Annotated in this window: 9 protein-coding genes; 4 read left to right on the top strand and 5 right to left on the bottom strand. The window is 54.0% G+C overall.

Translation table 11 applies throughout. The features are described 5' to 3' along the window. Positions 1 to 91: 91 nt before the first annotated feature. From RDO88_RS03055 to fmt, 3 genes are read right to left on the bottom strand one after another with little or no spacing between them, the layout of a single operon-like run. Complete coding sequence (locus tag RDO88_RS03055; RefSeq protein WP_307757957.1) at positions 92 to 2,182, bottom strand: ComEC/Rec2 family competence protein; 2,091 nt, start codon at positions 2,180 to 2,182, stop codon at positions 92 to 94. A gap of 12 nt (positions 2,183 to 2,194) precedes the next feature. Continuing rightward, positions 2,195 to 2,845, bottom strand: coding sequence for a ribulose-phosphate 3-epimerase (gene rpe / locus RDO88_RS03050; protein ID WP_307757956.1), 651 nt, complete (start codon positions 2,843 to 2,845; stop codon positions 2,195 to 2,197). Positions 2,846 to 2,875: 30 nt separating this feature from the next. Further along, a complete protein-coding gene (gene fmt, locus RDO88_RS03045) occupies positions 2,876 to 3,844 on the bottom strand; it encodes a methionyl-tRNA formyltransferase (RefSeq protein ID WP_307757955.1) in 969 nt (322 codons plus the stop codon). Between the two features lie 368 nt (positions 3,845 to 4,212). Between fmt and RDO88_RS03040 the strand changes: the two genes are divergently transcribed. Together RDO88_RS03040 and RDO88_RS03035 are read left to right on the top strand one after the other, a co-directional pair. Further along, positions 4,213 to 5,331, top strand: a complete 1,119-nt coding sequence (locus tag RDO88_RS03040) for a 6-bladed beta-propeller (RefSeq protein ID WP_307757954.1) — start codon at positions 4,213 to 4,215, stop codon at positions 5,329 to 5,331. Between the two features lie 31 nt (positions 5,332 to 5,362). Continuing rightward, positions 5,363 to 6,526, top strand: a complete 1,164-nt coding sequence (locus RDO88_RS03035; RefSeq protein WP_307757953.1) for a 6-bladed beta-propeller — start codon at positions 5,363 to 5,365, stop codon at positions 6,524 to 6,526. Positions 6,527 to 6,571: 45 nt separating this feature from the next. Here the strand turns inward: RDO88_RS03035 and RDO88_RS03030 are convergent, their stop codons facing one another. Together RDO88_RS03030 and RDO88_RS03025 are read right to left on the bottom strand one after the other, a co-directional pair. Continuing rightward, the gene (locus tag RDO88_RS03030) at positions 6,572 to 8,362 is read right to left on the bottom strand and encodes a chloride channel protein (RefSeq protein ID WP_307757952.1); all 1,791 of its coding nucleotides are present in this window, start codon (positions 8,360 to 8,362) and stop codon (positions 6,572 to 6,574) included. 6 nt (positions 8,363 to 8,368) lie between these two features. Beyond that, a complete protein-coding gene (locus tag RDO88_RS03025; RefSeq protein WP_307757951.1) occupies positions 8,369 to 8,932 on the bottom strand; it encodes an L-threonylcarbamoyladenylate synthase in 564 nt (187 codons plus the stop codon). Between the two features lie 511 nt (positions 8,933 to 9,443). Between RDO88_RS03025 and RDO88_RS03020 the strand changes: the two genes are divergently transcribed. Both RDO88_RS03020 and RDO88_RS03015 read left to right on the top strand, forming a co-directional pair. Then, entirely contained in the window at positions 9,444 to 10,904 is a 1,461-nt protein-coding gene (locus tag RDO88_RS03020; protein WP_307757950.1) for a sulfatase-like hydrolase/transferase, read from the top strand. A 69-nt stretch (positions 10,905 to 10,973) separates the two neighbouring features. Then, on the top strand, positions 10,974 to 13,025 hold the full coding sequence (locus RDO88_RS03015; protein ID WP_374043889.1) for a histidine kinase: 2,052 nt from the start codon (positions 10,974 to 10,976) through the stop codon (positions 13,023 to 13,025). The last annotated feature ends 39 nt before the right edge of the window (positions 13,026 to 13,064 follow it).

The following is a 13,064-nucleotide window of genomic DNA, read 5'->3' as shown; positions in this document are numbered from 1 at the left end:
AGTTGTCCAAAGATAGCCCAAATGTTTGAACTTTCCGAGTTCTGCTCATTAAAAAATGTCAATGTGACGGCTCTCCTGTTTCCTCGCCTGTTCAGAGAGGAATACGGATACAACCTTCTTCTTCCAGTGAGCGGCAGGGCAGGTTCAGGGCATGGCAGTCGGAGACAATCAGTTTCCGATAGTATGCGGACAATGACCCGTCGATGATGACGGTACCGATGCGGAAAAGGGAAGTGAGTTCGCGGATGCCGCCCTGATAGCCGCGCGCCACGTAGAGGTAGTCTACAGATAATGGATGGTCCGACCGCAGATTGCGCCAGCGGTTGTCGTTCAGCAGGCAGACGCGGCGGCCGGCATAGGTCACGATGTTGTCGTGCAGGCTGAAGTCCTCTGCCTGATACCGGCCTGTCACCACTTGCGGGGCAGTCAGGCGCAGGTGGTCCCAGTGGGGAGCCAGCGAGCGTTGCAGCCATCCCGTTTGCGGCAGGCTGTCGGCACAGGCCAGCCACGAACGTTTTCCGCCGGTCAGGCAATGGACGGCAGGTGTATCTTTTACGTTGTAGAAAACAATGCTTTTCGACGGGCAAGCGGTTGCGATGTTCACCGCATGGTAGCCGACTCCTGCCAACAGGATAAAGACTAACGTGTATGCGTGCTGCGCTGTCCGTTGCCACAAGTACCGGCAGGCGGCGAGCAGGAGGGCGTAAATCAGGAAGGTCTCCGTCCAGTCCAGCCAGATGTGGTCGATGGAGGCAAACGGCCATTGCTCAATCTGGCGGAGAACGTCGTTCTGAAGATGTATCAGTTTCTTTAACAAGGGGCTGAGCATAGCTTGTAGCGCGGCCAAAGGGCTGAGGGCCAGCCATGCCACGGCGGCATACAGAATGATGGATACCAGGGGAATGACCCACAGGTTGGTAAGCAGGAAGTGGGTGGAGAAGCGTGCGAAGTAGTGCATCACCAGCGGAGCCGTGCCCAGCTGGGCGGCAATGGAGACACTCATCAGACTCCATACTTTGTGCAGGAGGCGGTTTTCGCCCCGATACAGCCGGTTGAGTCGTGGGTAGAACAGCAGGATGGTCGCTACGGCGCAGAAAGACAACTGGAAGCCGACGTCGAACAGCCAGTCCGGACGGATGAGCAACATCAGGAAAGCAGTGGCCGATACGGTGTTGGCCGTCAGCGGCTTTTCAGTCTGCAGGCACGAGAGGGCCAGGATGCTGAACATCGTGACGGAGCGCACCACCGAAGGCGAAAGACCGGTAAGGAAGGCGAAACCCCACAGCAGGGCCACGAGCAACAGCAGCAGGGGAAGTTTCAGCAGGCGCCAGCGTTTCCACAGAGGGGAAGCCAGAAACCAGAACAGGGCATAGAGGAAACCGATGTGCAGCCCCGACAAGGCCAGTACATGGCTGGCTCCTGTCACCGAATAGGTCTCGATGATGTCTTCGCTCAGTTCGTCCTTGTGGCCTACGGTTAGGGCGGAGAGAACGGCCAGTTCGTCGCCCGTGAAGCCTTGTCGGCGGTATTGCTCCACGATGCGGGCCTGCCGGTCGGCTGCCAGCTGGCGCAGCGTCAGGGTGGAGTTGTGGCCAGCCTTCTGCCAATAGCCGGAAGGCACATAGGCCGTGCCGCACACGCCTCGCAGGCGCAGGTAGCGGGCATAGTCGAACTCGTCGGGGATGCCTTGGTTGGCAGGCGGTGCCAGGCGGGTGTGTATCCACAATATGTCTCCCCGTTGCAGGGAGCGGGCGGCCGAATCGGGTTGCAGGTAGAGCAGGAACTGCTTGCCTCGGGAGACGGATGTGAGGGTAGTGTCGTTCTTTCCTGCTGCCAGTATGAGGGAGGGGCAGAGCAGGCTGTGTGCCTTGGTTTCCGGCTGGCTATGGATGATCACTTTGTAGAAACCGTCCCGGCCGGTAAAGGGAAAATCAGCCCGCGCCAGGCTGTGCTGCATGAGCAGGCAGCCGCTTGCGGCCAGCAGGGTGTACAGGGCCGCCCCGAACAGCCGGTGCCGGTTCAGCCGATGGGCGGCGATGAGCAGGACAATGGCTGTGAGGACAAGTGCCTTGAGCCCGTCCGCAGGAATCGTGTGCGGCAAGGCATTACCGCATACGATTCCCACAACCAGCGGCAGCAGAAGCCGCAGGAAGGGATACCGTTGTAGTCCGTAGAGGAACAAACGGGTAGGGGATTACAGATTCTTCAGGGCGTGGATCATCTCTTCAGGACTGGGGGCGGAGAAGACGGCATTGCCTGCCACAAGGGCATCGGCACCGGCTTCCATCAGTCGGGCCCCCGTCTCCATATTGACGCCGCCATCCACTTCAATCAGGGCTTTCGAACCGGTACGGGCGATAAGCTCGCGCAGTTCGCGTACCTTCTCTACGGTGTTCTCGATGAACTTCTGCCCGCCGAAGCCCGGATTGACGCCCATGAGGAGCACCATGTCCACTTCGCGGATGATGTCCTTCAGCAGCATGACGGGTGTGGCGGGGTTCAGGGTAACGGCCGGCTTCATACCGGCCTCGCGTATCTGCTGTACCACGCGGTGCAGGTGGGGGCAGGCTTCGTAGTGCACGTTCATGATTTCCGTACCCAGTGCCTTGACTTCGGGGATGAACTTTTCGGGCTGCACAATCATCAGATGCACGTCAAGCGGCTTCTTTGCCAGCTTGGCCACGTATTTCAGTACGGGGAAGCCGAACGAAATGTTGGGTACAAAGACACCGTCCATGATGTCGATGTGCATCCAGTCGGCCTCGCTGCGGTTCAGCATTTCGATGTCGCGGGCCAGGTTGCCGAAGTCGGCAGACAGGATGGAGGGGGAGATAATGGGTTTCATAGGCTGTTTAAAAACGTTTTAAATGCAATGTTATTGTACGTTGAAAGTCTCGTCCAGGTGGAAACCGCGGAGCAGTTCGTCGGTCTTCAGCCGTTTCTTGCCCGGCAGTTGCAGGGAGCGGATGCCGATGAGGCCGTCGGCCGCAGCTACACGCAGGTAGGTCTTGCCGTCGGTCAGCAGGCTGCCCGGCTTCAGGTTGTGTGCCTGGGGAATCTTTTCTGTCTCGAACACTTTCAGTACCACCGTCGTTCCGTCGGGCTGCATCAGTTCGGTCCAGGCCGAGGGATAGGGCGAGAGGCCGCGCACGAAGTCGTAGATGCGCTTCACGGGCTGGTTCCAGTCGATGCGGCACGTTTCCTTGAAGATTTTGGGAGCCGGTTTCAGTTCGCCCGTCACGCCCATCTCCTCCTGCGGGATGCTGTGGATGGTACCGTCCAGAATGGCGTCCACGGTTTCGGTCACCAGCTTGCCGCCCAGCATCATCAGCTTGTCGTGAACGATGCCCACGTCGTCCGTGTCGGCAATGGGGACACGAACCTGCTGGATGACCTCGCCCGTATCAATTTCATGCTTCAGGAAGAAGGTCGTGATGCCCGTCTCCGTCTCGCCGTTGATGACGGCCCAGTTGATGGGCGCGGCTCCGCGGTACTGGGGCAGCAGGGAGGCGTGCAGGTTGAAGGTGCCCAGGCGGGGCATGTTCCACACCACTTCGGGCAGCATGCGGAAGGCCACGACAATCTGCAGGTCGGCCTGCCAGGCACGCAGGGCGTCCAGAAACTCCTCGTTCTTCAGCTTCTCCGGCTGGAGCAGGGGCAGGTTGTGTTCCAGCGCATACTGCTTGACAGGCGAGTATTGCAACTTGTGTCCGCGTCCGGCCGGTTTGTCGGGCATGGTGATGACGCCCACCACGTTGTAGCCGCCTTCCACGAGGCAGCGCAGGGCCTCCACGGCAAAGTCGGGCGTACCCATATATACGATTCTCAAGTCTTCTTTCTTCATGTTGTTCAGGAATTTGAAAGGCAGCCGCAACCGTTGAGGCTACCTTAAGTTACCTGCAAAGGTAGGCAATTCTTCCTTACCGTCAAAGCATAGCATGTATCCTTTTCCGCCTGCTTCACGCTACCAACCATCTCTTTATGCGATAACATCCCTTGTTGCAAAGTAAATAAAGGGTTTGACAGATAGACAATAAACCTGTCGATGTGCTGCTTCTCTGCCGCTCCATCAGAGGAGTTTCCTCTAAAAACATGTTTCTGGACATGTCTGTAAAAATAAGTTGTCAGATGTTTGCTTTTTATATTCTTTATATTGAACTTTAACGCAAAATGACAGTATGGTATAAGTTTGTATTCAAAAGAAATATTTCCATGAAATTTAATCTCTGTCTCAAAACATTTGTATTGTTGTCGGTATTGGCGGCTTGTACTTCCCCAAACAGCCCGCAGGATGACGCGGTTCTGATTCCCCTCAATCTGACCTCACCCCAGAAAGAGTTCCCCTTGTCATCCTTCATAGACAGTGTGACAACTTTGCGGCTTACCCTGCCGGACAGTATGTTCTTCGGTGCTGTCTCACGTATCTATTTCGAGGGAAATAACATCTATGCGGAAGACTACAAACAGCATGTTGTATTCCGTTTCGACCGCTCAGGACGGTTTCTCAACAGTATCGGACGGCAAGGAGGAGGACCGGGAGAATATACCGAATTATCTGGTTCCTTCTTGGGTAAAGATTGTCTGTTTCTGGAAGACTTGGCTACCCGCCGAATCTTCAGTTATTCCCCTGATGGTACATTCATTCGAAACATCACCTTTCCATTCAGCTTGGTCTATGATGACATTGTAGCCCTTTCTGACAGTAATTTTCTGTGTTATCAATTGTTTTGTCCAGAGGGTACTAGTGGAAGAGGACTCTGGATTATGAATGCCAAGGGTGAAAAGGTGGAAACGGTTTGGGAAGAAACAGACATATATCCCTATACTTCGAGTATGTTTGCCCGGATGACTACCGATACGGAAGGAATTGTTCACGCTTTCAATCCTTCCAGCGGAGAATTTTACAGGTATGACCCTGTTCAGAAAGTCATCAGCCGGACTTATCAGTTCCAACCCGATGTAAAATTAGAGGGGCAATTCATAGGGCATAGAACCACGTTGGACATCAAAGACGAACGGGCCGGTTGTGATATGGCCATCGAATCCGACCATTACCTGTATACTCTTTGGAGCATCTTTTCCGATAGTCCGAGAGGAAGAGGAGTACATGTCCTGTATCATAAACAGACCGGAGAATTGACAACATTCGAACGTCCTCTTGTCGACCTTCCCGGCGTGTTTTCATTAGGACTATATGTTTCTTCCAATTATCCCAATGCGTTGGTCCTTCAATATTCGGATGAATATTTTTCGGAATATTATCCCAAGGAATATAAAGAACTGGAAATGAAAGAGAACATGTTGCTTGTAAAGGTTTTGCATTTTAAATGAGATTAAAATGATAACTTCAAAAATATCATCTATGCGTAAACTGACATTCTGCATACTTGCATGTATGTTGTTCTTTACCGCTTACAGTTGTAAGGAACAAGGGGGCCATCCGTCTGCCGAAGGGGAGACAATCATTTTTTCAGGTAAAAAAAAGAGCATAGTTGACACTGCTTTTTTTGCACGTAGCAGTCTGATTCCACTTGAGACGACTGATGATGCACTGATTCGCAAAATTGATGCAATTTGCATTGCAAATGACACGCTCTTTATTTTAGACCGCTCTTTGAAGAAAATCTTCATCTACGACAAAAAAGGGAAATTTATACATGTCATTCAAGATATAGGCAACGGGCCTCATGAATATGCCTCCATTACAGATATCTGTGTTGATAAGGATTTGTTGGTCGTATTATGTGACATTCCTTACAAAATCATGAAATACAATTTTCGGGGGCAGTTTGTCGAGGAAGAAAGTTTACCGAACTATTTCAGTAACATAGCTGTGATAAATGACAGAGTGTATCTATATGAAAACGGAAGTTTGGGCAGGCAGAAATTGGGAATTTATAATGAACAGGATCAAAACTTGAAAGAAATTCCATTCCCTAAGGGACGATATATTAAGGCCGAACAGGAGGGAGTCGGGTACAGTTTCGGTAGTGGACGATTATTGACGGCTTCAAGAAACCTTTTGTTTACATGTCCTTTGAACTATACCATCTATACCGTAGAGCAAGATATGCCTAAAGCTAAATACACGATTGACTTCGGTGAAAGGGAAATTCCCCAAACGTTATTGGAACAAAACATCAGCCCCAAAGATTTTCTGGATATGATAGATCGGGAAAAATACATACATAGCATGGGGAATGTCGTAGAAAACGATTCCTACTTGATGTTTCAGACAAATCCATCTGTTTTCCTGTTGGACAAACAGACAAAGGAGTTGACGGAATGTTTTATGATAACAAACGGAGTGTTGGGAGGAGGACACACCGGCTATCTGGCTGTCAACGGGCTTCCCATGATTGCACAAGTTCATAGAGCTTCCATGTTCAAAAAGAACATAGACAACCTCATCAAATATAACATATTGCCTAAAGGCAAATTCACAGACGAGTATCTCCGTGTATATGAGAACCTCGACGAGGAGGACAATCCGATACTTTGTTTATACGAATTGCCTCACAAATAGGAATATACATTTTCTTGTATTTGACATATCCTCCTTCGACGGAACTCATTCGTCCGAGAAGCGCACCAGCACCTCGCGGTATGAATTGAATATCTTCGATTTCGAGACGAAGCCCAGGTACTTGCCTTCCTGGTCGACGACGGGCAGGTTCCAGGCCTTGGTGTCGTCGAAGGTCCGCATCACCTGCTCCATGTTGTCCGTGTCGTAGAGGCGGCCGGGGGCCGAGGTCATGAACTTGTTCACGGTGAAGCGGTGGTACAGTTCCTGGCGGAACATGATGTTGCGGATGTCGTCCAGCTGGACAATGCCCAGCAGCTTGCCTTCCTGGTCGGTGACGGGGAAGATGTTGCGCTTCGATTTCGAGATGGCCCGCACCATTTCGCCCAAGTCCATTTCGGGATGGACCACGACAAAGTCTTTCTCCACCACATTCTCCACCTTCATCAGGGTCAGTACGGCCTTGTCCTTGTGGTGGGTCAGCAGTTCGCCCTTCTTGGCCAGACGCATGGAGTAGATGCTGTGGGGCTCGAAGACGATGATGGTGAGGTAGGAGCTGACGGATACAATCATCAGCGGCAGGAACAGGTCGTAGCCACCCGTGAGTTCGGCTATGAGGAACACACCCGTCAGCGGGGCGTGCATCACACCGCTCATCACGCCTGCCATGCCCATCAGGGCGAAGTTCTTTTCGGGCAGATAGGCCGTCACGTCGAATTCGTTGCTGAAGTGCGAGAAGACGAAGCCGGCGATACAACCCAGGTAAAGCGAGGGTGCAAAGATACCGCCGCAACCGCCGCCGCCGTTGGTGGCGCTTGAGGCGAACACCTTGAAGAGGATGATGAGCATCAGGTAGACGAGCAGCAGGTCGCCGTGGCCGTAGAAGAAGGAGTTGTTCATCACCGTATCCCACTCGGCATTGGTCGTCCCGTTGAGCAGCAATTCGATGGTTTCGTATCCTTCGCCGTAGAGGGGCGGGAAGAGGAAGATGAGGATGCTCAGCATGGCACCGCCCACGGCCAGCTTCTTGTAGGGGGTGCGCAGGCGGCCGAAGAGCCCTTCCACCGAGTTCATGGCGCGGGTGAAGTAGAGCGACACCAGTCCGCAGAAGATGCCCAGCATGATGACGTAGGGGATGCGGTTCAGTTCGAAGGGCTGGTCCAGGTGGAACTGGAACATGGCCTCTTGCCCCGTCACGACGTAGGATACCGTGGCCGCCGTCACCGCCGATATCAGCAGGGGCAGCAGCGACGACATGGTAAGGTCTATCATCAGCACCTCCAGCGTGAATACCAGTCCGGCGATGGGCGCCTTGAAGATGCCGGCCACCGCACCCGCCGCACCGCATCCGATGAGCAGCATCAGCGTGCGGTGCTCCATTCGGAAGAGGCTGCCCAGGTTGGAACCGATGGCCGAACCCGTCAGCACGATAGGTGCCTCCGCTCCGACCGAACCGCCGAACCCGATGGTGATGGAGCTGGCGATGATGGACGACCACGTGTTGTGCCGCTTGATGCGCCCCTGCCGTCGCGAGATGGCATAGAGGATGCGCGTCACACCGTGGCTGATGTCGTCCCTCACCACATGGCGCACGAACAGGCCGGCCAGAAAGATGCCGACCACGGGGTATACCAGATAGAGGTAGTTGGCTGCCGTCGTGTCGAAGTTCTCCGTCAGGAAGTTCTTTATCCAGTGGATGAGCACCTTCAGTATCAGCGCGGCCAGGGCCGTGAAGATACCTACCAGGAAGCTGAGTATCAGGATGAACCGTTTCTCCTTGATGTTTTTCTCGCGCCAGACGAGGAAACGTTGCAACAGATTTTTCCGTTCTGCCTTCATGCCTCTTTACTGTCTGATGATTTTGATGACGCCGCCTTTGTCCAGCTTGATGATGCTCGACGGCCTGGCCTGGGCGGTTTCCTCGCGGCGATAGTCCACGATGTAGTCTACGGCCGCCTTGATTTCATCGCTGATTTCGCTGAAGTTCTGCGGCGAAGGCTGTCCGCTCACGTTGGCCGAGGTCGACACGATGGCCTTGCGGAACTGCTGGCACAGGCGTTTGGAGAATTCCTCGCCCGTGACGCGGATGCCCACACTGCCGTCTTCGGCCAGGAGATTGGGGGCCAGGTTACGGGCGCCCGAGTAGATGATGGTCAGCGGTTTGTCGGCCAGTTCGATGAGGTCCCACGCCACTTCGGGCACGTCCTGCACGTAGAAGTCTACCTTGACGGCCGAGTCGACCAGCACCAGCATGGCCTTGCTGTCGGCCCTGCGTTTGATTTCGTACACGCGACGCACGGCTTCTTCGTTGGTGGCGTCGCATCCGATGCCCCAGATGGTGTCCGTGGGGTAGAGTATCACTCCGCCTTCGCGCATCACCTGGCAGGCTTTCTTTATCTCTTCGTTCATCTTGTAAAGTCCGTTTAAAAGTGATTCTTACGCAAAAGTAGGCATTTTATTCCATTAAAGGAAGTCCGTCCGTGCTTTTTTGGTTTTTCCCCGGGCAGTGGCTGTGGCGGCATGTCTTGGGGGGTGCCTCTGCATTCCTCCTGCCCGGGTTCTGCCTTTCACCGCAGAAAGGATAGGCTTTCTCCGCCCGAATTCTATATCTTGCGTGCTCAGATGTATATCTTAGCCGCTCAGATGCACATCTTGGCTGCTCAGATGTACATCTTGGCTGCCAAGATATAACTTTCCGCAGGACTAAGGCAATCCTTTCTGCGGAGGGAGGGTAGGGAAAGACTGGAGAAAGGGGGGAAGGGAAGTGGAAAGAGGGGGACTTGCGGGTTGTACATTTGGCCGTTTGGCAGATTCTTCTTATCTTGCCGCCGTTTTGCGGATGTGAGAAAAAGCGCCCTGTGCTGGTGGCATCTGCAGACTGTTAACGAGGGAAAGTCTACCAAAACATAAACAGAAAACCATGAAAAGATTCAGTATCGGTTCGGCCTGCCTGTTGGCCGCAATACCGGCGTACCGCATGCAGGCGCAACATGTAGAACAACAACGTCTCAATCTGCTGGTGGTGATGGCCGACCAGTTCCGTGGCGATGCCTTCGGATTCCGCGGAAAGGAAGCGGTGAAGACACCCTGTTTCGACCGTTTTGCCAGCCAGGCGGTGGTGTTCACTCAGGCAGTCAGCAGCTATCCGGTATCGTCGCCGGCCAGAGGCATGTTCCTGTCGGGAGCCTATCCGCACGTCAACGGTGTGCTGACCAATTGTCAGTCGCAGTCGGCCACGCAGGATGTGGAGCTGAGGCAGGACCTGACGTGCTGGTCGGACATCCTGAAGCAGGAAGGCTATCAGACGGCCTACATCGGCAAGTGGCATCTGGACAAACCTGTGAAGCCTTACGTAGATTGCGCCAACAACCGTGGAGCCATGGCCTGGAATGAATGGTGCCCGCCCCAGCGCAGGCACGGGTTCGACTATTGGACGGCCTATGGTACCTACGACCAGCACCTCCGCCCGCTCTATTGGAATACGGACGGCGGGCGTCAGGACTTCTATTATGTGGACCAGTGGGGCCCGGAGTATGAGGCCGACCTGGCCATTCAGTATCTGGACAGTATCCGCGGATCGGACAAGCCTTTTGCCATGATGGTTTCGATGAATCCGCCGCACACAGGTTACGAGCTGGTGTCCGAACGCTACAAACAGCTCTACCGCGACCTGAATGTCGACTCGATAGCCGCTTCGCTGCCCCAGTTGCAGGGAAAGCCGAACTTCGCGCAGATGTTCAAGAGAAGTCTGGCCGACTATTATGCCTGCATCACAGGAGTGGACGAGCAGTTCGGCCGGATTGTGGAGGCGTTGAAACGCAACGGGCAATACGATCACACGATTGTGGTGTTCGTATCGGACCACGGCGATTCGATGGGGATGCACGAGAATATCGGCAAAAACATCTTCTACGAAGAGGCGGTGCGCATCCCCTTCTTCCTGGCCTATGGCGACCACATTGCCCCGCGTATGGACAATGACCTGCTGATTTCCATCGAAGACTTCTGTCCTACCGTATTGTCGCTGATGGGGCTGAAAGACCGTATCCCCACTACCGTGCAGGCCCGCGACCTGAGCGAACAGGTGAAGGGAAGCCGCGAGCAGATGCCCGACGGCCAGCTGTACATGCGCTACAATGCCGTGAACGAGACGGGTACGAATGTGGATAACGGCTTGCGCGGCTTCAGGACGCTGACCTACACGTATGCCGTACGTTTCAAGCAGGGGAAAGTAGTAGAGCGCTTCCTGTTCGACCGGAAGAAGGACCCCTCTCAGCTGGAAAACATCGTGGACAGGCATCCGGAGGTGGCCGACGGCCTGCACGCCCGTATGAAGAAACGGCTGGTTGAAATCAATGACCCTGCGGCTGCATTTTTGTAAGTGGTCCGATGTTTCTGCATTCGTTGAAAAGTTTTATTTTTGCAGGGTGCAATCAGCGTAAATGTATATATGGAAAGATGTGGTAAACATGTAGGACTTTCGTTGTGGCAGATGCTTTGCGTCTGCTGGGTGACGGTTGTGATGTTGGTGGCTTGTTCGGGCCGTGAAGCTTCGTCCCGCCCTTCGGATGAATGGGATACGCTGGAGGCTTTCTTCTCCACGCATGCCGATTCCATCTCGACCGCTCCCCGCTGGATGAGGCATGAAGCCTTCAGACGGATGGAGGCGGCGGAAGACAGTCTGGTGAAGTACAACTACTTGTCGCTGACGCTGAAAACGTTCCTGATGACCTCGCAGCTCGATTCGGCCCGATGGGGCATCCGTAGGATTGAGGAATTTACAGCCGGCCAGCCGGCCTCTCCCCGTGTGTACGACCTGCGGTCGGAGTGCCTCAACATGCAGGGAAACATCTGGGCGCGGACGGGCAACATGGATTCGGCGAAAGCAGCCTTCCAGCAGGCCTACGAATTGCGGATGAAGGGACGTCAGACCGATGCCATCCCCGATATACTGATGAACCTGGCCGATGCCTGCAACCGGCTGGGACGTCTGGACGAAGGGGCGTCCTGGTACAGACGGGCCTTGCTGTTGTGCGACTCCCTCCAGCTGGCTCCTACCCGGCGGACGCCCATCTACTATGGCCTGGCACAGATATATGTCGCGTTGCGCGACTTCGACCAGTGTGACTATTACTACAATCTGGCCGGGCGCGGATACGATACCATGCTGCCTTATGAGAAATACATCTATCTGAACAACCGCGGTACCTCTTATTATTATCGGGACGACTGCCGGACGGCCATGACCTACTTCAAGCGGCTCATCGAACTGACCTCAGGCTATCCGGACATGGTCTTTGAACTGAACCTGGGGCGGGTGAACCTGAGCGACTGTTTCCTGAAGCTGGCAATGCCCGATTCGGCTGCCCGCTATATGGCTGCCTGCCGTCCGTTTTTTGAGCGTATCGGTCATACTACCGCACTTTATTACCTGGATACCCAGTCCATCGAGATGGCTCTGCTCCGGAAGAACTTCCGCAAGGCCTATGAGGTGTTGTCCAACGCCCGGACGCCCGCCGACATTGATCCGGACATGGTGCATATCCGCAACAGGTATCTGCAGCAGTATTATGAGGAGACGGGCAATTACCGGCAAGCCTATTATTACCAGAAGAACAACTTGAGGCTGGATGACTCCGTCCGTAATGAGCGGGTGCGTATGCATACGGCCGACCTGGCCCTGCGTTACCAGCAGGACTCTACTCTGCTGAGTCATCGGATTATGGTGCGCGAGGCGGAGAATGAAGTGTTGCGCCTCCGTCAGACTCATTTGCTGGCTGGAGCGATAACCCTTGTTTCTTGTTTGCTGGTGGTATTCCTTTACCTTTACAATAAGAAGAAACGTGCCTTGATGCAGGCTGAAAACAGGCGGATGGTATCTTCCTTGCGGTTGGAGAACATCCGCAACCGGTTGTCGCCCCACTTCATCTTCAACGTGCTGAATCAGGAAATGCTGAGCCGCAAGCAAAAGTCGGAACAGGAAGAACTGGCAGCGCTGGTCAAGCTGATGAGGCGCAATCTGGAACTGGCCGAACAGCTTTGCGTGACGCTGGAGGAGGAACTCGACTTTGTGAAGACTTACATTGAACTGGAGCGGCGTTCGCTGGGCCCCCAGTTCCATCCGGTTGTCCGTGTGGCCGATGGAGTCAGTCCGTCTCAGGTACTCCTGCCTTCCATGCTGATACAGATTCCCGTTGAAAACGCCGTGAAGCATGCCTTGCGTGGAAAGGAAGGGGAACGCAACCTGTGGATAGACGTTGACCGCCTTCCTGCGGGCGAGGTTTCCATCAAGATAACGGATAACGGTGGGGGATATCGGCCCAACAGTTTGCATCGGGGTACGGGTACGGGAATGAAAGTGATAATGCAGACCATACAGATTCTGAATGCCAAGAACAAACAGGAAATTGATGTCACGGTTCACAATGTTTCCCTTCCGGACGGAGAGACCGGCTGTCAGGTCTCGTTCCTGTTGCCCCGTGATTATAACTATTGCTTCTGATGAAAAAGAACGACCGGATAGTTTCGTTTTTATACATGA

This window comes from uncultured Mediterranea sp. (assembly GCF_902493215.1).
Lineage (GTDB): Bacteria > Bacteroidota > Bacteroidia > Bacteroidales > Bacteroidaceae > Bacteroides.
This window is presented reverse-complemented; position numbering and strand designations above follow the sequence as displayed.